Here is a 26,758-nt window from a genome sequence, read left to right as displayed (position 1 = left end):
CGATATCCCGACGGTCGTCCAAGCGCTGGCGGAGGCGATCATTCCGGGCAGGCATTTGGGGTAGCGGATCCCCCCCGGCGCCCCGCTCTGGCTCCGAAACCCGCAACTATCTTTCGACGAAAGCCGAGAAGCTGGGCCACTGTCTCAACGAGTTGGTGGATGGCTAGGCGTGCCTAGCCGTTGTCGTCGAGAGGCGCCAGGCGAATGGCTTCGGCCGGCGCCTGGCCGATCCGGCGGGTAACGGCGGAGGGAACCAGCAGAGTGACGACAATGCTGATCAGCGCAATCACGAACATGGCGCAGAAGGTGATGTGCAACGAGTGCTGCAGCGCCATCTGCAAGGCCGCGTCGACCGACGCGGTTCCCGCCTGAAGAAGTTCCTTGAGCTGCTCCGACGTAACGCTCCCGGCGTTTGCGGTATGGGAAAGACCATAGTTGAGCACTCCGCCGAAGACGGCCGCCCCCAGGGTGCTGCCGAGATTTCGGGCGAAGAGATTTGACGCGGTCGCGCTTCCCCGCTCGGAATGCTCGACGATTTCCTGGATCAGGACCAGGGAACTGACGCTGACAAACCCCATGGCCAATCCCATCAGCAATGACCCGACACCGGCGAGGACCGGCGAACTGTCCCTGGTCAGGAAAACGAAAACGCCGGCGCCAATGGGCAGAAGCACTCCTCCGGCCAGGAGGATTGGCCGCAGGCCTAATCGTGGAAACGCGCGTGCCGTGAAGGTGGCCCCGCAGGGCCATCCCACCATCACCATGGTCAGGGCCAATCCGGCGACGACGGGAGAGCGGTGCAGAACGCCTTGCACATACATGGGCAGGAAAGTGGTCAACCCCATGAGGACCATCCCGATGATCAACGCCGCGCCATTGGCTGCGGCGATGGCGCGCCTTTTCCAAAGATCGAAGGAAATGATCGGATCCCGGGCGCGCCGCTCCTGTATGACGAAAAGAGCCAGGCAGAGGAAAAAGACGGCGACGAGCGCCGCCAGCGTGGTCCGGTCGATGGCGGCAATATCGGTCAGCGCCCCCATCAACGCCGCAATGGCACAGGTGAAGAGCCCCGCCCCCACCAGGTCGATCGACGGGCGCTGCTGGCGCGCCTCCTCCCGCAGGAAAAAGGCAAACCCACCGGCCGCGGCGAGCCCGATGGGAAGGTTGATCCAGAAGATCCAGGCCCAGGACAACCTGGTCACGATGAAAGCGCCGATCATCGGCCCGACGACCGCCGAAAATGCCCAGACACTGGCCAGGTAGCCCTGCACCTTTCCCCGTTCCCGGGCAGGATAAAGGTCACCGATGATGGTCAACGCCACCGGCATGATGGCGCCCGCGCCGACACCTTGAATCAGCCGGAAAAGAACCATGGAAGACATGGACCAGGCGAAACCGGCGAAGAGCGAGCCGACGAGAAAGATGCCGATGCCGGCCAGCATGACGGGCTTGCGGCCGTACAGATCGGCGAGCTTGCCGAAAATCACCGTCGCGGCCGTCTGAGTGAGCAGAAAGGAGGAGAAGACCCAGCTGTACAGCCGCAAGCCCCCCAACTGGGCCACGATCTGGGGCATCGCCGTCGAGACGATCGTCGCCTCCATGGCGACCATGAACATCGACATCATCACCGATGCGACGATCAAAGGCCGCAAGGAACTGGGGTGGTCCGGCATGGGGAGTCTTTCACTTGAAACAAGGAAACCGAAAAAGCAAGGAGCTTCCCGCCGCAGGACCGATGGAGCACCATCGGTCCTTTGCCTCCGGAACGGAAACGCCCCGGCATATCTTGTATATTGCTTGCCCGTTGTCCAGTGCCGAGCCCTCAATCGCCGGGCAGGGTTCTCCTTGCGATTGGCAACGCCACCGTCCAGTGGCTAATGACACTTTCAAGCATGTGGAAATACTTACTATTTTCATAGTACTATAAAAATATACGTATTGATAAATAATGGTTATATGTCGAAAAATCCGCGTTTTGTCCTGAGTGCAGCCATTCTCGCCGCTAATATTTTCGTGAGCGGCCTGCTCGCTTATATGCTGATCACCGCCAGGGGGCAGCGAGAGAACGAGATTCGCACCACCATTGAAAACGTGACATCCCTGCTTGACCGTTCGATCACCGAAGCGGTTGGCAGGATCGATCTCTCCCTGCGCGCAACCGGGGACCATTTGGAAGAACAACTGCGGCGGCACGGCGGAATTGACGATCGCGAGGTCATCGCGTTGTTGGACAGTCGGCGGGCATGGGTGTCGGGGTTCGCCGCGACGTTTCGCGTGACCGATGCTTCCGGCGCGGTCAGATACTGCAGCGGCGGTTGCGTGTCGAAGGACGAGCCCCCCCTTGCCGACCGCGACTTCTTTGCCGCCCACAATAATCAAAAAGACAGCGGATTGATCGTCACCAATTTGGTGTTTGATCGCGCATACAACGATTGGGTGATCTCGTTCACGCGTCGTTACAATGATCCCGATGGCCGCTTCGCGGGCGTGATAACGGCATCCGTTCCCGCCAGTTCTTTTGCACTGCTCTTTGCCAATCTCAACCTTGGCCCCCATGGCGTCGCGATGTTGCGAGACGCCGATTTCGCCATCATCGTTCGAACCCCTCCCTCCCCCCTTCCCTCCCAGTTGATCGGCAGCAGAGCTCCCTCCAGGGAATTGATGGACATCGTTGCGTCGGGGGATGGCGCGGGTTTCTTTCATCTCGCGCCGGCGAGCGACGGAATCGAACGTACGCTTGCCTATCGCCGTCTGTCCGCCGTGCCCTTCCATTTGTCAGCGGGAATGGGAACGGAAGACTATCTGACCGAGTGGCGGGGTCTCTTGTGGAAAGGCATCGCGGCCGCCGCGATTTTTCTTGCGGGCTCCATATCCGTGGCCTGGTTCCTGCGGCGGACCGAGGCTGCCACCGAACTTAGCCGCTCACTGCTGCGCAATGCCAGCGACGGCATCCATATCCTCGATTTCCAGAACAATATCATTGAGACCAGCGACGCATTCTGCCGCATGCTGGGATACTCGCGAGACGAAATGATCGGCATGAACGTCAACGAATGGGATGTGCCGCTGGCCGGTCTCACTTACGAGGAAATCGTTGACCGACTCGGCCTGGTCTCCAAGGTGCAGACAGTGGAAACCCAACATCGGCGCAAGGATGGCAGTCGTCTGGACATCGAAGTGACGTCCCGCCCGATAGAGCAGGCAGGCCAGAGGCTGATCTTCTGCTCGGCCCGAGACATCACCGAGCGCAAGGCGGCAGAAGCCAGAAACCGGCGTCTCTCCAATCTCTATGCCGCCTTGAGCCAATGCAATCAGGCGATTGTGCATTGCGCGGACGAAACTGAGCTTCTTCCGAAGATTTGCCGCTGCGCGGTGGAATACGGTTTCGTAAAGACGGCCTGGATCGGCTTCGTCGACGAGACCAGCAAACAGATCAGGCCCGTCGCCTGGTACGGCGAGGGCCATGAACTCGGATTTCCGGAAAACATTCCAGTGGTGACGGTGGACGCAGGCGATCCGCGCAGCCGCGGCCTGACGGGTACCGCCGTTCGCAATAATCAGCCGCAATGGAGCCAAGACTACCTTCACGATCCCATTACGGCCCCCTGGCATGAATTCGGAAAAAAAGCCGGTTGGATGTCTTCGGCGACGCTGCCGCTCTGCCGAAATGGAGCCGCAGTCGGATGTCTGGTGATTTATTCCGGCACGATCAATGCGTTTGACGAAGACGCACGCAAATTGTTGCTCGAAATGGCGATGGACATCAGCTTCGCCCTGGACAATTTCGCCCGCGAGGCGGACCGCCGCCAGTCGGCGGCGGCGCTGCGGGCGAGCGAAACCCGCTATCGTCTCGTCTTCCAGACCAGCCTGGATGCCATCGCCATCAACCGTCTGGACGACGGTGCATACGTCGATATCAACGACGGATTCACCGATATGACGGGATTTGTCCACGATGACGTCATGGGGCGCACGGCGCTGGACATCAACATCTGGGCCGATCTCAAAAATCGGCAAATTTTGGTCGAGAAGCTGAGACATGCCTCGACTTGCCGGAATATGGAAGCCCAGTTCAGGAAAAAGAACGGGGATTTGATCTGGGGTTTGATGTCTGCATCGCTGATCGAACTTGATGGCAAGCTCTGCATTTTGTCGATCACGCGGGATATCTCGGATATCAAGAAGGCCGAGGAGGAGATCAAGACTCTCGCATTCTATGATCCGTTGACGCATCTGCCCAACCGGCGGCTTTTGACGGACCACTTGCGCCATGCCCAGGCCGCCGCCACCAGGAACAAGCGGAAATGCGCACTGCTGTTCGTCGATCTCGATGACTTCAAGACGTTGAACGATAGCAGCGGCCATGCCATCGGTGATTCGTTGTTGCAGGAGGTCGCCAAGCGCCTTGCCGCCTGCGTGCGTGAGGCCGATACGGTCGCGCGATTGGGAGGGGACGAATTCATCGTCCTGATCGAAGACTTAAGCGAGAACCGTGATGAAGCCGCAATACAGGCGGAGGCGGTCGGGGCGAAAATTCTCGACGCCATCAGTCAGCCCTACCTGCTCGCCGGGCGGGAATGCCGGAGTACCACCAGCATTGGGGTCACCATGTTCGGCGGACGGAACGAAAACACTGACGAGCTTCTGACCCAGGCCGATATCGCGATGTATCAGGCGAAGACGGCGGGCCGCAACACCTTGCGGTTCTTTTCTCCGGACTTGCAGGTGGCGATCAATTCGCGCGTGGCGATGGAGGAAGGACTTCGCCTTGCGATAGCGAAAGATCAATTTTTACTCTACTATCAGCCGCAAATCGACGATGGACACCTTGTCGGCGCCGAAGCGCTGATTCGGTGGAACCATCCGGAGAACGGTGTAATTGCGCCCGGACACTTCATTCCTCTGGCCGAGGAAACCGGACTGATCCTGCCTTTGGGGCAATGGGTGTTGGACACGGCCTGCCGCCAAATCGCGGCCTGGGCTGCGCGGGAGGACACCGCCCATATCGTTCTCGCCGTCAATGTCAGCGCCCTTCAATTCCGGCAGCCGGACTTTATCGAACGGACGTTCGCGACGCTGGAGCAGACCGGGGCCAATCCGCACAATCTCAAACTGGAGCTCACCGAGAGCATGCTGCTGGACAATGTCGAGGATGTCATTGCCAAGATGACGGCGCTTCGCTCTCGTGGCGTGAGATTCTCCCTCGACGATTTCGGCACCGGTTATTCGTCGCTGTCTTACCTGAAACGCCTGCCTCTGGACCAGTTGAAGATCGACAGGTCGTTCGTGAGCGAGGTGCTCACGGACCCCAACGACGCGGCCATTGCCCGAACCATCATCGCCTTGGGACAGACCATGGGCTTGTCGGTGATCGCCGAAGGGGTGGAAACGGAAGGCCAGAGGGACTTTCTCTCCGGCTTGGGGTGTCAGGCCTACCAGGGATTCCTTTTCGGACGACCTCTGCCGCTGGACGAGTTCCAGATGTCGCTGCGGACTCTCACATCGGTCAGCCAATAGCTTCCGAATCAGGCGATGTGTGCCCCTTGATATCGTCAGCAAACTTGCGCATGAGCCGCACCAGGTCTTCGAAATCCTGATTGTCCCACGTGGCAAAAACAGCCTGTCCGATTCTTTCCCTCGCCTCATCGACGCGGTCAGTCATCACCTTGCCGCTCTTGGTGACAACGACCGCGCGGACGCGACGGTCGCTCGCGCTTTCCTGGCGGACGACCAAACCGAGGCTTTCCAGCTTCGCAATCTGCCGGCTGACAGTGGTGTGATCTCGCCCGACGCGGTCGGCCAACTCGACTATGCCGATGGGACCTAGCCGCTCCACCAAAACCAGCAAAGGAAACAACGCGCGATCGAGAGAGATGCCGGCCTCTCGAACCATCGCCTCGTCGCGCTGAGGACGGTTCATGACACCAACGATCTCAAGCAGAGCCCCATGGAGCTGGCGAAGCCGAAGGTTAATATGTGTATTTTGCACGTTTTTTATTGACATCGATTCTTCTCGCCTTAATATGTGCATATTACACATATAGAGATGGGAATGAAGAACAATTTGCAGCCACCATGTCGATTCGCGGCGCGGGAGGGCCGGTCTGGCGAAGCCTGTTACGGTCCATCTTATGGATGCCGCTGACCTTGTCGCCCATTGAACTCCTACCCGGACTATTCACGTCATGAAAACACAAGATGATTTGCGGCCCTGGGCCGCCTTCCAAGCCGCGAATCGCTTTCGCCGGGCAATTCGCAAATTTGACTCAACCCCGATTCCCGAGGAGGACGTGTGCGCATTGCTTGCTGAAGCTGCGTTCGCGCCTTCAAGCGGAAATTTGCAGCCCTATGAGTTGCATTGGATTCGAGATCCTTCCTTGAAAGCGAATGTCGCGTCGGCATGCAACGGACAGAAAGCGGCAGCATCTGCGACAGATCTTATTGTCGTTGCGGCAAGTCCCTCGCTGGGAAAACGAACCGCTATGGCGCAACTCGCGCATGTTGAAACATCGGCGGCCCTTGAGCCGAACTCGAAGGCTTATTACCGGAAACAAATAGGGAAGTTCCAGAAGATCCTGGGGATCGGATCCTCGGCGTTATGGTCTCCCCTTCTCTTTCTTGCCGCGCTGATTCGACCCAGTCTGTCCCTCCTCCCGGTAGGTCACATCGGCAGTCGTCATTGGGCTGCGCGCAATGCGATCTTCGCCGCTCAAACCCTCATGCTCGGAGCCGCGGCGAAAGGGATCGACTCATGTCCGATGGAAGGCTTTTCCGCGTCGAAGGTCGCCAAAATTCTGGGACTGTCACGGGGGACTGTGATCCCAATCGTCATCGCACTCGGGTATCGCGCCCAGGATGCCAGAATTGAAGAGCGTTGGCGTCGTCCGATAACAGACGTGGTTGTTTTACACTAGAGTCTGCAAGAGCGAAAAAGCTCCGCTTTTTCATCGCTCAAGCGCCGCGCGGACTGTCGTGCATTGACGAAATTGTTGTATCTTTCGCTTGTGTCAATGCACTAGAGGCATGGGATCGAGTGTTCGAGTAAATATCAGCTTGATGTGCTCCTTATAGATGACCAGACATATTGTGTATGATCTGAAACAAATTATGGAAATCCGGACATCAAGCCGTCATCAGCACGTGCTAGCGTTAGGAAATGAGTGCGATGCCCCATCTTCTGATCGTTGATGACGACAAGGATATTTTGTCCTTGCTGATGACGTTTTTTCGCAAACATGGCCACAACGTCTCGACCGCCCAAGATGGTATCGCCATGTTCAATGCCATTGAGAAGCAAACAATCGACCTTGTGATTCTCGACGTGATGCTGCAAGGCGAGGACGGCTTCAGCCTTTGCCAGCGATTGCGGACCGTGTCACGGGTCCCCATCATCATGCTGACCGCCATGGCGGACCATACGGATCGTGTCGTCGGCCTGGAAATCGGAGCGGATGATTATCTGACAAAGCCGTTCGACCAGCGCGAACTGCTGGCGCGCGTCAAGGCCGTGCTGAGACGAACGGCCGAGAGTGCGATGATCCCAGCCTCCAGCGAAACACGGCCGACGCTTTGCTTTGGCGGCTGGCGCCTCGACGTCGCCCGGCGCGAGCTGCGCTCCGCCGACGATGGCGCGGGCCCATTTCGCCAGCCGCAGCCCGCATTCCTTATCGAAAATGTCGAGACATAAGGCCGATCAGGCCGTCTTGAGCCGACCCGTGCGAGACGTAATGACAGCCAGGAGGGCCGCCACGGCGAGCAGCAGCGCGCTGGCATCGAAAGTGCTCTGGTAGCCGCGCGTATCAAACAGCAGACCGCCGACAGTCGCCCCCATCGTGATCGCGAGCTGAATGATCGCCACCATAAGTCCACCGCCCGCCTCCGCATCGCGCGGCAGCGTCTTCGCCAGCCATGTCCACCATCCGACCGGCGCCGCCGTGGCGATCAGCCCCCAAATGCCCAACAGCACAGCCGTCACGGCAACCGATTCCCCGAATGCGACGAGAGCCGCTGCGATCGCAGCCATCAATACCGGGATAATAACCAGCGTCCTGTAGAGGCTTTCCTTCAAGAACGCTCCGATAAGAGTGGTGCCGGCGAAGCCGGCCACGCCCATCATGAGAAGTATGAGCGACAGCGTGGAAACATCGACACGGGTCACCGTTTCGAGGAACGGCCGCAGATAGGTGAACAGCGCAAACTGACCCATGAACATGATGCTGACCGCCGCCATGCCCAAGGCGACCAAAGGCCGGTTCAGCAGCCTGAAGACGTTTCCGAAAGCCGCCCCGTGTTCGGCCTTCATCGTGGGAAGGCTCATAAACTGCCAGCAAAGAACGATCATCGCGATCGGAACGACGCAAAAGAAGGCTCCGCGCCAGCCAATGATCGCGCCGAGAAAGCTTCCCATGGGCGCGGCGACAACGGTCGCCAGCGCATTTCCGCCGTTCAGGATCGCCAAAGCCCGCGACACGTGATGGTCCGGCACCAGCCGCATTGCCGTCGCGGCCGACATCGACCAGAATCCGCCAATGACGACCCCGATGAGCGCCCGGCCGATCATAAACGTGACGTAGTTCGGAGCGAATGCCACGATCGTTCCCGAGATGATCATCAGGAGTGTCAACGACAGAAGCACCAGTTTGCGGTCGAGTCGTCCGACCACCGACGAAATGAACAGGCTCGTCAGAACGGCGAACGCGCCGGATACGGAGATAGCCTGTCCCGCCTGCCCCTCGCTTATCCCGAGATCAGCCGCGATCGGGGTTAGCAGACTGACCGGCATGAACTCGGATGCGATCAACGCGAATGCACCCAGGGACATCGCAAAAACGGCGCCCCACGCCCCCGATCCATTCTCGCCTTCGCGGCACTCAGAAGCGACCTTGACCAGCATTTCCACATTACCTCAAAACTCTAACGAGTGCCGAGTGACCCCCACCAACTAATTGAATTGTGGTGATTTCCGGCGCGGGCAAAAATTCCGCCTGGCCTCAATCATCTTCTCCAGAAACATCACAACGAATCACAGCACTCATGGAGGACAACAGTCTCAACGAACACAGTGTTGGTTGTTCATCCCGTCGCTTTATGATGCATGACATATAACAGCGAGGCCTCCTCGCGATTAGATGATAAGACGCACATGAACATATGGCGTCTGTGCATAAATCAGCTAATCGATCCAAGAATTTCCGCATGAGGCACGGCGTGGCACGACGCCGAAACATCATCTGCCTCGTGCAAGTGGTCAGGGCACCAGCATGAGGCCGAGCAACCTCTGAAGATTCTTGCGCTCGGACGGTAACAGCCGGTTGAGGAATACCTCGTCGGTTTGTCGGGCGAACGGTTGTGCGGTGGTAAGCATGGCCTGCCCCGCCTCGGTCAAATGGACGAAGCGACGGCGCCGATCGATATCGTCCTGCCGGCGCACGATGATGCCGCGCTCCTCGAGGCGGTTAAGCATTTCGGCCAATGTGGCCTTACTGGAGGCAGCTGCATCGACAAGCCGCATTTGTTCGATGCCCGGGCGCTCGGCGATGGCGCTCAGCACGGCATATTGCGGCTTGGTAAGGTCGGGCAACATCTGCTGCCAGCGCGCCGTATGCTCATGCATCAGCCGGCGGATCACGTGAAAGACTTCCTGCTCAAGCCGTCCCTCCATAACGCCTCCTTCGGTCGCCTGATATGTTCGGGTGCGAACAATATGCCCTTGCATGAGCCAGAGGAATAGCATAGCCTAATTGTTCTTATACGAACTATATTGGTCGATCGCATCCTTATAGTTCGTATAGGAACGGATTTCCTCAGAACGGCATGGGCGATAAATCTTATGAAATTGATCGTCGGAATGACTGGCGCGACCGGCGCGCCCTTGGGCGTCAGACTACTCGAAGCCCTGCGGGAGGTCGGCGGCATCGAGACCCATCTGGTGATTTCCAAATGGGCACGCGTCACCATCGAGTCCGAGACGTCCTATTCCATAGCAGACGTGGAAGCCCTGGCCGACCACGTCTACCGTCCGGGCGACCAGGCGGCGGCGATCTCATCCGGCTCCTTCCTGACCGACGGCATGATCGTCATCCCCTGTTCCATGAAGACCCTGGCCGGCATTCGAGCCGGCTACGCCGACGAACTGATCGGGCGGGCAGCCGACGTGATCCTCAAGGAAGGACGCAAACTGGTCCTGGTGCCGCGGGAAACGCCGCTCAGCACGATTCATCTGGAAAACATGCTGGCCTTGTCCCGCATGGGCGTGCGCCTCGTGCCCCCCATGACGGCCTACTACAACCATCCGGAAAGCATCGGCGACGTCACCGACCATGTGGTCGCCCGCGTGCTCGACCAGTTCGGCGTCCCCTGGAAAAAAGCCAAGCGGTGGGCAGGCCTCGACCACGACCGGCGCTGACTCTCTATTCCGATCCCCAACCGATTCCCGATTCCATCCAAGGAGAAACATTGATGGCCTATGACACCCTGCGAGAATTCCTCGAGGCACTCAAACAGAACGGGCAATTACTCGAAATCAGCGAGCAGGTGGCGGCCGAGCCGGACCTTGCGGCCGCCGCCAACGCCGTCAGCCGTATCGGCGACAATGCGCCCGCGCTCTATTTCGACAACATCGCCGGCTTCACCGACGCCCGCGTGGCGCTGAATACCCTCGGCTCCTGGGCCAATCACGCGATCGCCATGGGCTTGGCGCCCACCACGCCGACGAAGCCCCAGGTCGACGAGTTCATCCGCCGCTGGGAGACCTTTCCCGTTGCTCCGGAACGGCGCGACAACCCGCCATGGGCGGAAAACACCGTCGAGGGGAACGCGATCAATCTTTTCGACATCCTGCCCTTATTCCGTCTCAATGACGGCGACGGCGGCTTCTATCTGGACAAGGCCTGCGTCGTTTCGCGTGATCCGCTCGATCCCGATAATTTCGGCAAGCAGAACGTCGGGATCTACCGCATGGAGGTGAAGGGGAAGCGCAAACTCGGCCTGCAGCCCGTGCCGATGCATGATATCGCCCGGCATCTGCACATGGCCGAGGAGCGGGGCGAGGACCTTCCCGTCGCCATTTCGCTGGGCAACGACCCTATCATTACCCTGATGGGGGCAACGCCGTTGCGTTACGATCAGTCCGAATATGAAATGGCCGGGGCTTTGCGCGAAAAAAGCTATCCCATCACCACCGCGCCGCTCACCGGTTTCGATGTCCCCTGGGGATCCGAAGTGATCCTTGAAGGAGTTATCGAAGGCCGCAAGCGCGAGATCGAAGGGCCATTCGGGGAATTCACCGGACATTATTCCGGCGGTCGCAACATGACCGTCGTGCGGATCGACAGAGCGTCTTTCCGCCGCAAGCCCATCTTCGAATCCCTTTATCTCGGCATGCCCTGGACCGAAATCGATTATCTGATAGGCCCGGCCACCTGCGTTCCCCTCTATCAACAGCTGAAGGCCGAATTCCCGGAGGTTCAGGCGGTCAACGCCATGTATACGCACGGGCTGCTCGCCATCATCTCGACGAAGAAGCGCTATGGCGGATTCGCCAGGGCCGTGGGCCTGCGCGCCATGACCACGCCGCACGGGCTTGGCTATGTGAAGATGGTCATCATGGTCGACGAGGACGTCGACCCCTTCAATCTGCCCCAGGTCATGTGGGCGCTGTCGGCCAAAGTCAACCCGGCGGGCGATCTGGTGCAACTGCCCAACATGTCGGTGCTGGAACTCGATCCCGGCTCGTCGCCGGCCGGCATCACCGACAAGCTGATCATCGACGCCACCACGCCCGTCGCTCCCGACAAGCGCGGCCACTACAGCCAGCCGGTCCGCGACCTGCCGGAAGCGAAGGCCTGGGCCGAGAAGCTGTCGACCTTGCTGGCACGGCGCTGATGCCGGCCCCATTAGAAATTCGCAGGAGTTCCGCCATGATATGCCCCCGTTGTGCCGACGAAAAAATCGAAACCCTGGCGCTGTCGCCGGTTCCCGGCGTTTGGGAAGTCTACCAGTGCCAGCATTGCCTCTACACCTGGCGCTCGACCGAGCCGCTGCGGCGGACCAGCCGAGAGCATTATCCGGAGGAGTTTCGCATGACCCAGGCGGACATCGATAACGCTCCGCAGGTCCCGACCATCCCGCCGCTGCTTAACCAGCGATAACACTGTCTTATACCAAGTCTCGATGAGGATGACTCATCGAGACTTGGCCCGGCCCATTGAGGGTCCGCGCCATCGTTGGCGCGAAGCCTTGCAGCCCGAAGGGCAAACGACGACGCAGGCGGGCCGGAGGCCGAGATGGCCAAGCAACGGATACGGATGTATCCCGCCCGGCGATTGAGGGCTCGGTGATCGGTTCCGATCACCGAGAATTGGTATTACGCGGAGGATCGTGTCCCGCCGCAGGTTGCCCGGCACGAATCCCGCCGCCACCGATAACCGTCCGCCAGCATGGCTTTCTCCTATGCTGGCGGACCTCCTCGTTTTCGCAGGAGCAAGGCCGGAAGCCGGGAGGCCGACGCACGTGGGATGCACTGCCGGCGCGTTCCCATCGCGGCTATCCGCGGTAACGAAGCGCTTCGGCCACCACGGTAAAGGCCGTCGATGCTTGGCGCCGGCTGGGGTAATAGAGATGGTAACCCGTAAAGGGAGGGCACCAGTCCTCGAGCACCCGCACGAGGCGTCCGTCGGCGATATGCGCCAACGCGAACTCTTCCTCCATATAAGCGATGCCATATCCGTCCAGCGCCGCATTCACCACCTGGTACATGCCGTTAAAGATAAACCGCCCCTCGACATGCACATTGAGCTCACGACCTTCTTTTTCGAACTCCCAGGCGAACAATCCGCCATGTGTCGGCGTGCGCAGATTGATGCAGTCGTGAGCGGCCAAATCGTGCGGTGTCTGGGGCCGTGACCGCTTTGCGAAATAGGAGGGGGCGGCGACGACCGCGACACGTGTGTCCGGTCCGATACGCACGGCGATCATGTCCTTCGCCACATACTCGCCATAACGCACGCCGGCATCGTATCGCTCCTTGACGATGTCGGTCAGGCCGTAATCGATGACGAATTCGACTTTGATCTCGGGATACTCCCACATAACCTTCGCCAATTTCGGCCAAATGACGGAGTCGATGGCATGCTCGGTGGCAGTAATCCGAACAGTGCCGGCAGGCTTCTCCCGAGATTCTCTCAAAGCCGCGAGTGCGGTGTCGATCTCCCCGAGCCGGGGGCCCACGGCTTGAAGCACGCGTTCGCCTGCTTGGGTCAGGGAAACGCTCCGCGTGGTGCGGGTCAGCAGGCGAACGCCAAGCCGCTCCTCAAGTTCACGGATGGCATGGCTCAGGGCCGACTGGGACATCCCGATCTGCGCGGCCGCCCTGGTGAAATTCCGCTCACGCGCGACCGCGAGAAAAACACGGAGGTCGCCAACAATTTCGCGCGGCATTGATGGTCATCTTTCATAAGTTCGTTCGCAGGCCCAAACATAACCCATCCCATCCCTGCCAGCCACAGATGTGCAGGAAACCGGGATAACCGGCGATTATTGCTGACTGACTTCCGCCGCCGGAGTTCGTTTTTTCACGACGCATTCATGTGCATGCCGAATAACTCCTTGCGCATTTCGCCATCTAATCATGCGTCAATTCGCTTGCTAGATTTAACGCAATGACTGCCGGAAAGGGTCGCGTCCCGCCAAAAACAACTTGAACTTTCCGGCGCGAAGGGAAGGCAAGAATGAAGAGATTTCTGTTCCTGCCTATCGCCGCGGCGATGGCTTTCACCAAGGTCGCCTACGGCGCCGACAGCAGCAACTCCGGTATAAAGCCATCGTTGGAAAGATCCGCTGAACAGGCTCACGTCATGAGGATCCGTCTCAAGATCGAAAGCAACGTCATTACGGCCACTTTGGTCGACAGCGAAACCGCCCGGGATTTCGTATCCCTGCTGCCGCTCACCCTGACAATGGAAGACCTGTTCGGACGGGAGAAATTCGCCCATCTTCCGAGGGCCATTTCGGAAGGCGGACAGCGAACGAGAACTTATGCCGTCGGAGATCTGATTTATTGGTCTCCCGGTCCCGATGTCGCAATCTACTACCGGCACGACGGGCAGACCGTCCCCTCCCCCGGCATCATCACCATCGCCAAGATCGAGTCCGGAATGCAGGCTCTGAATGTATCCGGGTCGGTGAAGGTGACGCTCGAGCTCGACGCAAAATAGCGGGACCGAAACTTTTGGCCTGATCGACGTCCCGCGCGTCCCCGAAGATCCGTCAAGACGGCGACGAAATGGGTTTGGGGAACTCTGCTTATACACATGGCCGCACCATGGCCGATCTCATTGAAGGAATCCACATGCGTCCCAAAATTATCTGCCACATGGTGAGCTCGATCGACGGTGCTTTGCAGGTAAACCGTTGGACAGCGCCAGCCGCGGGGATCGATGGGGACGTGCTAAGTCGGCACTATGAAGAGGTCGCCGCACGCCTCGACGCCGACGGCTGGATGGTCGGCCGCAAAACCATGGAATACTACGCCAATGCGGCGGCGCCAGCACCGGACAGTGCCGGGAAGAGTCCACGCCAAGCTCATATCGCCGATCGCCGGGGACGGGACGTCGCCGTTGCCATCGATCCGCAAGGAAAGCTCCATTACGAAAAGGATGAGGCCGAAGGCAATCATCTCGTCGCCATATTGGGCGAACGGGTCTCTGACGCCTATCTCTCCGAATTGCGCGAAGGCGGCGTCTCCTATCTGTTTGCCGGTCCCGATGGATACGATTTACGCCAAGCGATGGATGTTCTGGGCGAGGCTTTCGGCATCAGGACTATCCTTCTTGAAGGAGGCGGGATCATCAACGGCGCCTTTCTGAAAGCGGGATTGATCGACGAGATCAGCCTGCTCGTTTATCCCGCAATCGATGGACTGGCCAAGGCGCCCGGCATCTTCGACTATCTCGGCGGCCCAAATGAAAAACCTGCCGCCGGCCTGTCTCTCCGCCACACCGCCACGGAAATGCTGGATGGCGGCATGGTCTGGCTCCGATACGGAGTTGAAGCCAATCCCCCTTCCCCTCGACATTGAACGGATGCGCGCTGGCCTGCCAAGGCTGTCTGTTCGCCTGCGGCATGCCACTCAGCGGCTTTCCTTAAGATCCGCAGATCATCGTCCATCAGAAAATTCGTGGGATGGTTTCGGAAAAACCAACGCCACCTCCTCCGGTCTCGGTAAAACCGGGAGAGCTGACAGGCTCTCCCGGCCTCCGGAAAACCAATTGCCGTCAGCGGCGCTGACGTCAGCTTGGCTCACACAGCGGCGAGATGCTGATCAAAGAACGATCGGAGCTTATCGAACGGGATGAGGTTCACCCGATCGTAGAGATCGGCGTGACCAGCCCCCTTAACCCAGTAAAGCTCCTTCGGCTCGGCAGCGAGTCTGTAGGCATCCTCGCTGAACTCGCGGGAGTGGGCCTGATCGCCGCTGATGAACAGAAGCGGACGGGGGGAAATCGTCTCGATGTCATTGAACGGATAGAAGTTCATGAACTTGATGTTGCTGGTCAGCGTCGGGTGTGTCGTGGTCAGGGGCGTCGCACCTTCGGGCGTATACTCGCCCCTTGGCGTGCGGTAGAAGTCATAAAACTCACGCTGAATAGGGTCGGTGTCCGCCGTCAGTTGATTCACCGTTCCGCTGGTGTATTCGGTTTCGCCGCCGGTGAACTCCACGTAGCGCTGCGCGGCCGCCGCGGCGATGAATTGCTTTCGCTGTTCCACGGTCTGCGAGTGCCTCAGCGCATTGCGGTTGACAGCCCCCATGTCATACATGCTGACCGTCGCGATCGCCTTCATGCGCGGATCGATTTTGGCCGCACTGATGACAAAGCTGCCACTGCCGCAAATCCCGATCGCACCGATCCGTGCCCTGTCGACAAACGGTTGCGTGCCCAGGAAATCGACTCCGGCGCTGAAGGCCTCGGCGTAAACGTCCGGCGAAACCAGGTTTCGGGCCTGGCCATCGCTCTCGCCCCAGAAAGGCAAGTCGATGGACATGGTCACGAATCCGCGTTCGGCCATTTTCGCGGCATACAGATTGGCGCTTTGCTCCTTCACCGCGCCCATCGGATGCCCGACGATGATCGCCGGATGCTTCGCAGTCCGGTCAAGGCTCTTGGGAACGAACAGGTTTCCTGCGACGTTCATCTGATATTGGCTCTTGAAGGAGACCTTCTGGAGGATCGCCTTGTCGCTGGTGTAGAAGTTGTCGGCCCCGTTGGACAGGTCTTGAGCCATCGCAAAGGGGGTACCGAGAACCGACATCGCACCGAGTGCTACAACGCTGGCGCCCGTCATCTTCATCAGGTTACGCCGGCCAATGTCGAAGCCGACAAGCTCTTCCACAGCGCGTTCATCGGAATTCTGCGTGGTCACGGGTGGGGCCCTTTCATTGCAGGATTGCCCTGCGGGATTGGTTCGTTGCAGTGGAAATCTTGTGGCGCGACGGCCGCGTATCCGATTGTGCGCTTAGTTCGGTGTTGTGATTCTGGTTCATCAATCCCGCAACACCGGCAAGCTCGCGCCCGACCGCAGCATCGACACCGAGTTTGGAGTCGAAATCCCGCGGTGAGCCAACTTCAGATCAATTGCCGCCTCAAATGCCTAAAGAGAAACTAGCACCCTCTCATCGACAAAATTAGACAGGTTCGAATGCATGCACTTATGCGCAAAACCGATAAATATGGCGGTGTGCTGGAGGTGCCCGCCAAGACCCGTCATCGCGCCCTTCCTGTTTATCATTTCAATTTTGTCGACCGGACTTTAGAGAGCGATCGACTTCGGCAATTCCGCCGCCAGGGCATCGATGGCCAAGCGCAATCGCAGCGGCAGGTTTTGGGCTTCCGGCCAAACCGCGTAGCAATCCAGTAGGGCTGCGGGCAAATCGTCGAACAGCGTAACGAGCGAACCCGATCGGATGCGTTCTCGAATCAGCCAGAAAGGCAGATAGGCGATCCCCATTCCGGCCACGGACGCGTCCGCGATCACTTCGAGATCATCGAAGCGGAAGCGCGAGGTGGGGGTCACATCGGTCGCCCCGCTGTCTCCCGCCGGCAAAAGCCAGGGATGGGTGGCGTCGCCGCGTACGTAGAGAAGCGTGTCGTGATCACCGAGTGCGGCGAGGACTCGTGGCCGCCCCCGAATCGCCAGATAGGCGGGGGCTGCACAGACCACTTTCCGATAGGTCGCGAGACGCCGGGCCATCAACCCGTTGCCCGGCCCGAGCGAACCGCTGCGGATGGCAAGATCGAACCCCTCGGCGACGAGATCGACCGGCCGGTCGCTGAAGCTCAGATCGAGTTCCAGCTTTGGATGCTGCCGCGCCATCTCGACCAGAATCGGCGCCACGCAGTGGCGGCCAAACAGAACGGACATGGAGACGCGCAGGCGCCCGGCAACCTCCCTCCGTCCGGATTCGAGCAGCGTTTCCCCGGTGCGGAGTTCTTCCAGGGCACGCAGGCAGCGCTCGTAGTAGACTTGTCCGTCCTCTGTCAGGGTCTGGATCCGCGTCGTCCGATGAAACAGCCGGACGCCCAGGCGCGCTTCCAATCGCGCGATCGTCTTGCCGACGGCCGAACGTGAGAGCGCCAATCTCTGGGCAGCCTTCGCGAAGCCGCCCGCTTCCACCGTCTCGACAAACACCGCGACCCCGTCCAGTCTATCGCGCATTATCGAACTCCTTCCATGACCGCCTTGCGACGGCAGAACAGATCATCGTGAAGATAGGACGGATCCGTTCGATCGGCGCAGCAATGCCTTGGATTGCGGCAATGGCGCCTCCCGATCATCGCGAGGACCGGCAAAAAACGGCCGGCGCGATGGAGAAGACCGGCAGGCGCCATCTCTCCGGCGCTACAGGCTCGCCTCGTAGACCCGGCGGGCGATCGTCGGCGTGACGTCCTGGCGCTCGCCAAGCTTGGTCAGGCCTTGCTCCTCAAGCTTCGCGACCAGACCATCGATCGCGTCGGCACCGATATTGTAATCGGACAGGTGGGTCTTGACACCCAGGCTTTCGAAGAACGTACGGGTCTTCTCGATCGCCTGATCGATCCGCTCGTCCTCGCCACCGTCGGTGATATCCCAGACGCGAGCTGCGAACTGCAGCAGCTTGGCGCGTTTGGCGTCGCGACGCAGGCCCAACATGGCCGGCAGAATGATCGCGAGGGTACGGGCGTGGTCGATCCCGTAAAGCGCGGTCAGTTCGTGACCAACCAGATGGGTCGCCCAATCCTGCGGCACGCCGGCGGCGATCACGCCGTTGAGCGCCATCGTCGCCGACCACATCAGATTGGCGCGCGTGTCATAGTCGACGCGCGGCTCCAAGACCGCTTTCGGACCAACCTCGATCAAGGTTCGCAGCAACCCCTCGGCGAAACGATCCTGGACCAACCCCTCGACCGGATAGGTAAGGTACTGTTCGACGACGTGGACGAAGGCGTCGACGACGCCGTTGGCCAACTGATTGGACGGCAGAGTGTAGGTCTTGGTCGGATCGAGGACGGAGAACTTCGGGAAAACCAGGGGATTGGCGAAAAACGCCTTGGTATGGGTGGACGCCCGGGTGACAACGGCGTTGTGGTTCATCTCGGAGCCCGTCGCCGGCAAAGTGAGGACTGTGCCGAACGGAAGGGCACTGGTCACCGCCCCGCCGAAGGTTTCCAGGATGCGCCAGGGATCGCCTTCAAAGCCGGCGGCGGCGGCAACGAACTTGGTCCCGTCGATCACCGACCCGCCACCGACCGCCAGCAAAAAGTTCAGCTTCTCGGCGCGGACCAGTTCGACCGCGCGCATCAGCGTCTCATAGGTCGGGTTGGGTTCGATGCCACCGAACTCGCGCCGTTCGCGCTTACCGAGGGCGGCTCGCACCTCGGCAAGCGTACCGGTGCGTTCCGCGCTGGAACCACCGAACAGCACGAGCACCCGGGCGTCGGCCGGTACGAGGGCGTCGAGCTTGGCGACGCTGTTCTTGCCAAACACGATCCGTGTCGGGTTTTGGAATTCGAAATCAAACACGTTTGTTCTCCAGAGCAAAAAAGAGTGTTGGCAGTGGCCGAAGGACGAACCGCTCAGGCTGCCCGGCCAGCGAAGAAGTCCTTCACCGCGGCGGTCGCTGTGATCACCACCGGCCAACCGGAATAGAAGGCAAGATGGGCCAGGATTTCCCCGACCTCGGCACGGGTGATGCCCTTCTCGACGGCGCGATTGAGGTAGAAGGGAAGAAAGGTCGATTGGCCGGTCGCGACCAGCACGGCAACGGTCACGAGATTCCGGTCACGCGGCGCAAGACCGGGTCGCAACCAAACCTCATGATAAAGCAGATCATCGGTGAAATGCCGCAATCCCAAGGAGACCGGGCCGATCTGCTGATCGCCGAAAGCGACGCGGATGTTCTCGTCGGGCAGTGCCTCCTCGATGGGAAGAAGCTTCGGCTCAATGGCCGGCAGTTGATCGGCGCCGACGCCACGCTCCACGAAAATCTCCTTGAGGATCGCGACCGCGGAAAAGGCGTTCGGCCATCCCGCGTAGAAGGCGACATGAGTGAGGATCTCGGAGATCTCACCGGGCGTCACTCCTGAATCCAGCGCCACATTGAAGTAGTGGCGTAACGCGATCGACTGATCGCGAGCGACCAGCGCCGACACGGTGATGATCGCCCGGTCGCGCGCAGTCAGGTCGGGACGGGTCCACAGATCCTTGACGATCGAGTTGACGGTGTACTTCTCAAGCACGGGGGCAACCGCGCGAATATCCTCAGGCGTCACCTCGGACGTATTCGGATTCCAGTCGGCCATTGTCTTGGTCTCCACGGGTTGAATGTGTTGCGGTCGTTCAGATGTGCGCGGGCTCGGCGTGCCCCTGCTCATTTGCCAGCAAGCCGCCCGGCGAGTTCGGCGACGCGCTTGCCGAGGTAAGACGCCGTTTTCAGATCGCCCGCGACCATTGCCGTCTCGGGGTCTTCACCCTGGAGGGATGTCGCCATGGCGCCGATCCAACTGCCATGCCGGTTGAGGGCGTCGTCCCCCTCGCCCGGAAGCAGGTCGAGACCGACCCAGATCATCCCATGCTGCGCGGCGAATAAGGCCATCGAAACCAGCGTATTCAGCTTGTCGCCGTTATTGGCCCCCGAGGTGGTGAAGCCGGCGGCAAGCTTGTTGCGCCACTTCAGTTCGCGCCACACCGGCCCGGTTGTCTCCTCCATGAACTGTTTGAGCCGGGCGCTCAGCGTGCCGTTGTAGGTCGGCGAGCCGAAGATGATGGCATCGCTCGCTTCCAGTCTATCCCACGGGATGGAGCCGTCGGCCACCGCGATGACCTTCACGTCCGCTCCCGGCACTTGGCGCACACCCTCGGCGACGGCTGCGGCTTGCCGGGCCGTACGGCCATAACCACTGTCGTAGACGATCGAAATTAACATCTGACTTTCCTCACAACGACGAATGTTGATTAAATTACAAAAAAAATACTATAGTTGTTATAAACATATTTACTTTTTGTTTTAATAAAAACATGGCAGTATACGTTATACTAAATTAACTAGTTCTGATATTCTGAATTAATGCGATGAAATAGCGCTTTTTACTGTCGCCTTGTCGCCTTCGCGATGAAAACAACCTACTACGGATCCCTGCGCATCAGTGGCGAAATGATTTCCATGACTTGTAGCCCACAGATCTACAATGAGCGCAGACGGATCATCCGTTCGGCTCGCTATCGACGTGTTGGATCGGGGTCCAGGAGACGCTTCCGGCAGTCCAAAAGAGCGGAGCATTCGTCCGGAGCAGGCAGGGCGTCAAAGCCACCCAATAGCGGGACTATTTATGTGTACCGCTCATAAGAGCATGCGGATTTCCGGATATAATAAACTGCTGCGACACACACCATGTTGGTGTGGCGGTTGTGCTGAATAACAAGAAGACAAGCGGTCCCCAGGTCTGGCGCGTCCGAAAACTCCGCATCTGCAGAATATGCGGATCATGCCGGATAAGCGTCGACGTCTTGTGCCAAGCGGTATGTCGCAACATACCGCAGACCAAATCAAGGAGTGCCCCATGAAGCTGACGATCAACGGCATTACCCACCAGGTGGAGGCCGAGCCCGACACCCCCTTGCTCTGGGTTCTCCGGGACGAACTCGGCATGACGGGCACGAAATACGGCTGCGGGATCGCCCAATGCGGGGCCTGTTCCGTGATGGTGGACGACATCGTCACGCGGGCCTGCGTCACGCCGATCGAAAGCCTGGAAAATCGCCGGATCACGACGATCGAGGGGATCGAAAACGATCCCGTTGGCAAGCGGGTCGTTGCCGCCTGGGTCAAGCATCAGGTTCCGCAATGCGGCTATTGTCAGTCCGGCCAGGTGATGGCGGCGACCGCTCTGCTCAAGGAAACCCCGCACCCCGGCGATGACGAGATCGCGGCGGCGATGGTCAATCTGTGTCGCTGCGGTACCTACAACGCGATCAGCGCGGCGATCCACGATCTGGCGGGCGACGAGAGGACCGGGCAATGACGAAACCGGCCAATTTGCTTTCCCCGGACACATCTCTGCTGACCGGCGCGCCGGTGAACCTTTCCCGGCGACGATTCCTTCTTCTGTCGGCGGGAACCACCGCTGGCGCCTTTGTTCTCGGCTTCGGGCTTCCGGTCGGAGGCGCGCGCGCCGAGGGCCTTTCCGGAACGATGAAGCCCGGAACGAGAGTTCCCGCATTTCTCGAAATCCGTCCGGACAACTCGGTGCATCTGCAAAGCCCGTTCGTGGAAGGAGGCCAGGGTATCTTCACGGCAATGGCGCAGATCGTCGGCGAGGAGCTTGATGCCGATCCGGCGGGCTTCATCGTGGAAAACGCTCCGGCTGGATCCGACTATAAGGTTATGGGCAACGGCATGCGGATCACCGGCGGCAGCATGTCGGTCCGGATGAGCTATTCGACGATGCGCCGCCTCGGCGCGCTTGCCCGCCAGATGATGCTGCAGGCGGCAGCCGAGCGCTTGGTCGCGCCGGTCGGCGAACTCACCACCGAACCGGGCCGGGTCATCCACGGACCATCCGGCAGATCGATCCCCTATGGGCAACTCGCCGAACGGGCCATGGATCTGCCGGTGCCAGATCCGGAAAGCGTGACACTGAAGGACCCCGGCCAGTTCCGTTGGATCGGCAAACCGCTCGCACGCCTCGATGTCTATGAGAAGTCGGTGGGCAAGGCGATTTTCGCCATCGATTGCCGCGCGGAAGGCATGCTGTATGCCGCTGTGCAGCATGCGCCGCGGCTCGGTCTGACGGTCGGGAATGTCCGAAATGAGGACGCGGTTCGCGCCATGAAAGGCGTCCACTCGGTCCATCGCCTGCCCGGCGCCGTCGCGGTGGTGGCCGAGCGCTGGTGGAGCGCGAAGCGCGCGGCGGAAGCATTGCAGGTGGATTGGCGCGAACCGGGTCCGGAGTCCGATGTGCGCTACATGCCGGCCGACTTCTCGACCGCCGCATTCAGTGACCTCCTCGCAAACACGCCCGGTTCTGGCCAGGAGGCGGAGAATGTCGGGGATGTCGCCGGAGCGTTGAAAAATGCACATACGGTGGTGAGCGCCACCTATCGCTCGCAATATGTCAATCACGCGCAGCTTGAGCCTCCATCCGCTCTGGCGCGCTTCAATCCCGATGGCACCCTTGAGCTGTGGATACCGAACCAGGCGCCAGAGATGTTCCAGGCCGATATCGCCAGGCGAACCGGTCTCGATCCCTCCCGGATCATTATCCATTCGCCGCTGCTGGGCGGTTTCTTCGGACGGCATTTCATCTACAACACCGCCACCCCCTATCCCCAGGCGATTCAACTGGCGAAAGAGGTCGGACGACCGATCAAGCTGATCTGGAGCCGTGAGGAGGAGTTTCTGCGCGACACGCTGCGCCCCATGGCGGCGGTCCGTTTTCGCGGCGGCCTCGACGCGAACGGACTGCCCGTCGCCCTTGAGGCCGTAACCGTGTGCGAAGGCCCAACGGAGGGTATTTCCGGCCACAAGGATGGAAAAATCGATCCCAGTGCGGTCGAAGGTTTGGCTGGCAAGGCCTATGCAATTCCCAACCACCGGATTGCGCAGATCTATGTGAAAAATCCGGTAATGCTCGGATATTGGCGTTCGGTCGGCAATTCCATGAACGACTTCCTCTACGAGGCATTCCTTGATGAGTTGGCCGACAAAGGCGGGCAGGATCCCTATCAACTGAGACTGCATCTTTTGCGGGGCAATCAGCGCCTGTCCACTCTGCTGCAGTCGGTTGTCGACCTCTCAGGCGGATGGAAGCGCGGTCCCTTCACCGCGACAGACGGCACGGGGCGCGCGCGGGGTATCGCCATGGCCTCGCCGTTTGGCACGGAAACGGCGGCAATCGCCGAGGTCTCGATCGAAAACGGTCAGATCAGGGTGCATGACGTCTGGCAATCGATCGATCCGGGAAGCATCGTCAATCCCGCCATCATCGAAGCTCAGGTCAATTCGGCGGTCGCGCTGGGGCTGTCGGAAGTGCTGTTGGAGGAGGCGGTTTACAAGAACGGCCAGCCGGTAGCCCGGAATTACGATCTGTATCCCATCCTTCCCTCCGATCGCATGGCCCGCGTGCATGTGCGGATCATCGAGAGCGGGGCAAAGATGGGGGGTATCGGAGAGCCCGGACTTCCGGCGGTTCCGCCGGCCGTGGCGAACGCCGTTTCCAGGCTGACCGGCCAACGGGTCCGCAGCATGCCCCTCTCCCGCCATACATTCGAAAGCTAGGATGAGGCGCCTCCCCTGTCGATGCGATCGGGCATTTCCCCGCCCCCGGCCGGGGGTGGACGCCAAAGATGCTGGTCGCCGACGAGATCAAACGGATAAGGGACGGAAAGACAATTGAGAAAGCTCCTGTCAGTCCTGCTGCCGGTCATCGTGCTGGCAGCGGCCGGTGTGACTTGGTTTGCCACCCGCGTACCGTCTTCACCGTTCGACGGCGTCGCAGGTTCGCAAGCACCGTCGCCAGAACTCATTCAGCGCGGCGAATATATCGCCCGGCTCGCCGATTGTGTGGGGTGCCATGGTTCGCCGGACCAGCCCCCCTTCACCGGCGGTCTTGAGATGGCGACACCGGTCGGATCGATTTTCGCGACGAATATCACGCCCGACAAGGAAACCGGGATCGGCAACTACAGTCTGGCCGACTTCGATCGAGCGGTGCGGCACGACGTCGCGCGTGACGGCCATCATCTCTATCCGGCAATGCCCTATCCATCCTACGCAAAGCTCAGCGACGACGACGTGCGCGCGCTCTATGCCTATTTCATGCATGGCGTGAAGCCTGCCCGCCATGCGAACAAGGCGAGCGATATCCCCTGGCCGCTCAGCATACGTTGGCCCCTGGCGTTCTGGAGCGCTCTTTTCATGGATCACGGTAGCCACCATGAGCAGCCCTCGGAAAACGCGGTGTGGAACCGGGGCGCCTACCTTGTCCAGGGACCTGGGCATTGCGGCGCCTGCCATACGCCGCGCGGACTTGCCTTCAACGAGAGGGCTCTCGACGACAGCAATCCCCTTTTCCTCTCTGGCGCGCTGCTCGACGGCTGGTATGCGCCGAGCCTCAGGGGCGATCCCAACAGGGGACTCGGCCGGTGGAGCGAGGACGAGCTTCACCAGTTCCTCAAGACGGGCCGCAACCGCCATGCGGTGGTTTTCGGCTCGATGACGGATGCCTTCAACAATTCCACGCAGTTCATGACGGACGAGGATCTGAGGGCGATCGCCCATTACCTGAAATCGCTGCCGGGCGATCCCCGTCGGGATGGGCCCGCATGGCATTACGATCCGAAATCCAACGATACCCTCGCCCTCAATGCCCGGCTGAAGACGCCCGGGGCTCAAACCTTCCTGGCGAAATGCAGCTTCTGCCACGGTGCGGACGGGCGCGGTCAGGGTCAGTGGTTTCCCCCCTTGGCCGGTGCGGCGTCCTTGATGGCGCGGGAAAACGCCTCCTCCATCAATGTGACGCTGAACGGATCGAAACGGGTCGTTGCCGACGGCATCCCGGATGCCTATCGCATGCCGCCCTTCCGTGAGCAGTTGTCCGATCGGCAGATTGCCGACGTCCTGTCCTTCGCCCGATCCTCATGGGGAAACAATGGCGAGCCGGTCAAGCCGGAGGAGGTGAAACACCTTCGCGAAAGCACAGATCCCGCAAACAGCAGCGTCATCATCTTGCATATGCGCTGATCCCGCACATGCATTCAGCCAACCAGGTTCTGAGCTCATCTGAATGTCCTCAGACCCTAGGGCGTGTCGTCAGTTGCCGGGATATCGTGCTGATGGCCCCAGAAACCGTCATGGCCGTGCTCGACACGGCCATCCACGTGGTGGGAGCGAACGGCGGAGACTTGTTCGGGGGCGTGGATGCCCGGCTCAAGGCCGGGCATGACGTCTTTTGATTGAATCGCCAAACCAAAATACCGGAAGAGCGGTAAATGACGACAGACCCTAGTCCGTTTTGAATGTCGTGACGCGACCGGTTATATTGATGGTGGTCCCGGCGTTTTTTTTCAAAACGATGACTGCGCTAGCAACGATTCTTCAGTCAGGTGAGCTTGCCGTGCGGGCATTCCCGGCGGCACGCTTGATGAACTGCGGCGGCTGGCCGTAGGAGCGCAGGAAGGCGCGGCGCATGCGCTCGCGGTCGGCAAAGCCCGTCTCGCGTGCGACCTCGCTCATCGAATGGCGCCCCTCCTCCATCATCACCCGCGCCGCTTCGAGGCGAAGATGCTCGACGGCCTTGGCCGGCGACTGACCCGTCTCGTCGCGGAAAACGCGACTGAATTGGCGCGGACTGAGCCGTGCGGCCTCCGCCAGTTCGTCGACCGAAAGCTCGTTCCTGAGATTCTCCTTGGCGTAGACGAGAGCCCGCCGTACGCGATCGGACTTCGGCTCGAGTTCAAGCAGCGTCGAGAACTGTGACTGGCCGCCCGGACGCCGCAGATAGACGACGAGATTGCGCGCCACCGCCTTGGCGACCTCCTGGCCGAAATCATTCTCCACGAGAGCGAGCGCAAGATCGATCCCAGCGCTCATTCCCGCCGATGTCCAGACCTGGCCATCGGCGATAAAGATCCGGTCCGGCTCGACCCTGACCTCCGGGTAAAGCATCTGCAGTTTGCTTGCGTAGCTCCAGTGCGTCGTCGCCCTCCTGCCATCAAGCAATCCGGCCTCGGCGAGCACGAAAGCCCCGGTGCAAATCCCCGCGACCCGCCGGGCGGTTCGGACCACCAAGCGAAGATACTCAAGCAGCGCCGGCGAAGACGGTGCCACGTTAAGTGCTCCGATGGTGATCACCGTATCGAAGTCCCTTGTCGCGAACGGTCGTGTATCGATGGTGAAGCCAAGCGAATTGCGAACGGGACCACCGTGCTCGGAAAGGATCTCGACCTCATAGGCTTTTCTGTCGAGCACACTGTTCGCCATTTCAAAGGCCGACAGCGCGGCAAGTCCCATGACCTGAAATCCGTCGAATATCACAACGCCGATGGCCGCCATGCCCGCCTCACCGCATCTTGATTTGTCGCTTACCACGATTCCTGTCATGGCGAAGCCGGTCATGTCAATCAATGCTCACTCGTCGTCGGGCGGAAACGGGGCTTCACGGGCGCGGTCACCAGGGCTGTTCCTTTGGTTCCCATGATGTCGATCCCTTTGTTGTTCTTCGGAAAA

The 26,758-nt window shown here is 60.0% G+C and carries 22 protein-coding genes; 11 read left to right on the top strand and 11 right to left on the bottom strand.

Annotation, left to right across the window (positions count from 1 at the left end; all coding sequences use genetic code 11):
* Nucleotides 1–173 precede the first annotated feature (173 nt).
* Nucleotides 174–1,673, bottom strand: a complete 1,500-nt coding sequence (locus tag CWS72_RS13195) for an MDR family MFS transporter (protein ID WP_101251082.1) — start codon at nt 1,671–1,673, stop codon at nt 174–176.
* A gap of 283 nt (nt 1,674–1,956) precedes the next feature.
* On the opposite strand from CWS72_RS13195, the gene CWS72_RS13190 reads away from it, so the two are divergent.
* Nucleotides 1,957–5,517 (top strand): EAL domain-containing protein, encoded by a 3,561-nt coding sequence (locus CWS72_RS13190; protein ID WP_101251081.1) that lies wholly within the window; start codon nt 1,957–1,959, stop codon nt 5,515–5,517.
* On the opposite strand, the gene CWS72_RS13185 is transcribed toward CWS72_RS13190, so the two are convergent.
* A complete protein-coding gene (locus tag CWS72_RS13185; RefSeq protein WP_101251156.1) occupies nt 5,507–6,004 on the bottom strand; it encodes a MarR family winged helix-turn-helix transcriptional regulator in 498 nt (165 codons plus the stop codon). The genes CWS72_RS13190 and CWS72_RS13185 overlap by 11 nt on opposite strands.
* A 181-nt stretch (nt 6,005–6,185) precedes the next feature.
* On the opposite strand from CWS72_RS13185, the gene CWS72_RS13180 reads away from it, so the two are divergent.
* A complete protein-coding gene (locus tag CWS72_RS13180; RefSeq protein WP_101251080.1) occupies nt 6,186–6,914 on the top strand; it encodes a nitroreductase family protein in 729 nt (242 codons plus the stop codon).
* 242 nt (nt 6,915–7,156) lie between these two features.
* Nucleotides 7,157–7,687, top strand: coding sequence for a response regulator (locus CWS72_RS13175; protein WP_199175678.1), 531 nt, complete (start codon nt 7,157–7,159; stop codon nt 7,685–7,687).
* A 6-nt stretch (nt 7,688–7,693) separates the two neighbouring features.
* Here the strand turns inward: CWS72_RS13175 and CWS72_RS13170 are convergent, their stop codons facing one another.
* Together CWS72_RS13170 and CWS72_RS13165 are read right to left on the bottom strand one after the other, a co-directional pair.
* The gene (locus tag CWS72_RS13170; protein WP_101251079.1) at nt 7,694–8,893 is read right to left on the bottom strand and encodes an MFS transporter; all 1,200 of its coding nucleotides are present in this window, start codon (nt 8,891–8,893) and stop codon (nt 7,694–7,696) included.
* Between the two features lie 354 nt (nt 8,894–9,247).
* The gene (locus CWS72_RS13165) at nt 9,248–9,661 is read right to left on the bottom strand and encodes a MarR family winged helix-turn-helix transcriptional regulator (RefSeq protein ID WP_101251078.1); all 414 of its coding nucleotides are present in this window, start codon (nt 9,659–9,661) and stop codon (nt 9,248–9,250) included.
* Between the two features lie 168 nt (nt 9,662–9,829).
* On the opposite strand from CWS72_RS13165, the gene CWS72_RS13160 reads away from it, so the two are divergent.
* The 3 genes from CWS72_RS13160 to CWS72_RS13150 are packed head-to-tail and all read left to right on the top strand — an operon-like array spanning nt 9,830 to nt 12,149.
* Nucleotides 9,830–10,405, top strand: a complete 576-nt coding sequence (locus tag CWS72_RS13160; protein WP_101251077.1) for a non-oxidative hydroxyarylic acid decarboxylases subunit B — start codon at nt 9,830–9,832, stop codon at nt 10,403–10,405.
* Between the two features lie 53 nt (nt 10,406–10,458).
* On the top strand, nt 10,459–11,883 hold the full coding sequence (locus CWS72_RS13155; protein WP_101251076.1) for a non-oxidative hydroxyarylic acid decarboxylases subunit C: 1,425 nt from the start codon (nt 10,459–10,461) through the stop codon (nt 11,881–11,883).
* A gap of 35 nt (nt 11,884–11,918) precedes the next feature.
* Complete coding sequence (locus CWS72_RS13150) at nt 11,919–12,149, top strand: non-oxidative hydroxyarylic acid decarboxylases subunit D (protein ID WP_101251075.1); 231 nt, start codon at nt 11,919–11,921, stop codon at nt 12,147–12,149.
* Nucleotides 12,150–12,543: 394 nt separating this feature from the next.
* On the opposite strand, the gene CWS72_RS13145 is transcribed toward CWS72_RS13150, so the two are convergent.
* Nucleotides 12,544–13,437 (bottom strand): LysR family transcriptional regulator, encoded by an 894-nt coding sequence (locus CWS72_RS13145; RefSeq protein ID WP_101251074.1) that lies wholly within the window; start codon nt 13,435–13,437, stop codon nt 12,544–12,546.
* Nucleotides 13,438–13,727: 290 nt separating this feature from the next.
* Here CWS72_RS13145 and CWS72_RS13140 point away from each other — a divergent pair, with 290 nt between their 5' ends.
* Together CWS72_RS13140 and CWS72_RS13135 are read left to right on the top strand one after the other, a co-directional pair.
* Nucleotides 13,728–14,213: a cyclophilin-like fold protein gene (locus CWS72_RS13140; RefSeq protein WP_199175677.1), complete on the top strand. Its 486-nt coding sequence runs from the start codon at nt 13,728–13,730 to the stop codon at nt 14,211–14,213.
* Nucleotides 14,214–14,347: 134 nt separating this feature from the next.
* The gene (locus CWS72_RS13135; RefSeq protein ID WP_101251154.1) at nt 14,348–15,076 is read left to right on the top strand and encodes a RibD family protein; all 729 of its coding nucleotides are present in this window, start codon (nt 14,348–14,350) and stop codon (nt 15,074–15,076) included.
* 221 nt (nt 15,077–15,297) lie between these two features.
* Here CWS72_RS13135 and CWS72_RS13130 read toward each other — a convergent pair whose 3' ends face one another.
* From CWS72_RS13130 to CWS72_RS13110, 5 genes are all read right to left on the bottom strand, one after another.
* Nucleotides 15,298–16,419 carry an alpha/beta hydrolase gene (locus tag CWS72_RS13130; protein WP_199175676.1) on the bottom strand — a complete coding sequence of 374 codons (1,122 nt, stop codon included), beginning with the start codon at nt 16,417–16,419 and terminating at the stop codon, nt 15,298–15,300.
* A gap of 387 nt (nt 16,420–16,806) precedes the next feature.
* Entirely contained in the window at nt 16,807–17,712 is a 906-nt protein-coding gene (locus CWS72_RS13125) for a LysR family transcriptional regulator (RefSeq protein WP_101251073.1), read from the bottom strand.
* A gap of 183 nt (nt 17,713–17,895) precedes the next feature.
* A complete protein-coding gene (locus tag CWS72_RS13120; protein WP_101251072.1) occupies nt 17,896–19,056 on the bottom strand; it encodes an iron-containing alcohol dehydrogenase in 1,161 nt (386 codons plus the stop codon).
* Between the two features lie 53 nt (nt 19,057–19,109).
* A complete protein-coding gene (locus tag CWS72_RS13115; protein WP_199175675.1) occupies nt 19,110–19,907 on the bottom strand; it encodes a carboxymuconolactone decarboxylase family protein in 798 nt (265 codons plus the stop codon).
* The gene (locus tag CWS72_RS13110; protein ID WP_101251070.1) at nt 19,904–20,458 is read right to left on the bottom strand and encodes a flavodoxin family protein; all 555 of its coding nucleotides are present in this window, start codon (nt 20,456–20,458) and stop codon (nt 19,904–19,906) included. The genes CWS72_RS13115 and CWS72_RS13110 overlap by 4 nt, the downstream gene beginning before the upstream one ends.
* A gap of 634 nt (nt 20,459–21,092) precedes the next feature.
* Here CWS72_RS13110 and CWS72_RS13105 point away from each other — a divergent pair.
* From CWS72_RS13105 to CWS72_RS13095, 3 genes are all read left to right on the top strand, one after another.
* Nucleotides 21,093–21,554 (top strand): (2Fe-2S)-binding protein, encoded by a 462-nt coding sequence (locus CWS72_RS13105; protein WP_101251069.1) that lies wholly within the window; start codon nt 21,093–21,095, stop codon nt 21,552–21,554.
* A complete protein-coding gene (locus CWS72_RS13100; RefSeq protein WP_101251068.1) occupies nt 21,551–23,809 on the top strand; it encodes a xanthine dehydrogenase family protein molybdopterin-binding subunit in 2,259 nt (752 codons plus the stop codon). Before CWS72_RS13105 ends, CWS72_RS13100 begins: the two co-directional genes overlap by 4 nt.
* A 114-nt stretch (nt 23,810–23,923) precedes the next feature.
* Nucleotides 23,924–25,273, top strand: a complete 1,350-nt coding sequence (locus CWS72_RS13095) for a c-type cytochrome (RefSeq protein ID WP_101251067.1) — start codon at nt 23,924–23,926, stop codon at nt 25,271–25,273.
* Between the two features lie 354 nt (nt 25,274–25,627).
* Here the strand turns inward: CWS72_RS13095 and CWS72_RS13090 are convergent, their stop codons facing one another.
* Complete coding sequence (locus CWS72_RS13090; RefSeq protein WP_338056188.1) at nt 25,628–26,647, bottom strand: GlxA family transcriptional regulator; 1,020 nt, start codon at nt 26,645–26,647, stop codon at nt 25,628–25,630.
* Nucleotides 26,648–26,758 lie beyond the last annotated feature (111 nt).

It is taken from the genome of Telmatospirillum siberiense, assembly GCF_002845745.1.
In the GTDB taxonomy this organism is placed as follows: domain Bacteria; phylum Pseudomonadota; class Alphaproteobacteria; order Rhodospirillales; family Magnetospirillaceae; genus Telmatospirillum; species Telmatospirillum siberiense.
The sequence above is the reverse complement of the archived record's forward strand: the minus strand, read 5'-3'. Positions and strand labels throughout refer to the sequence as shown.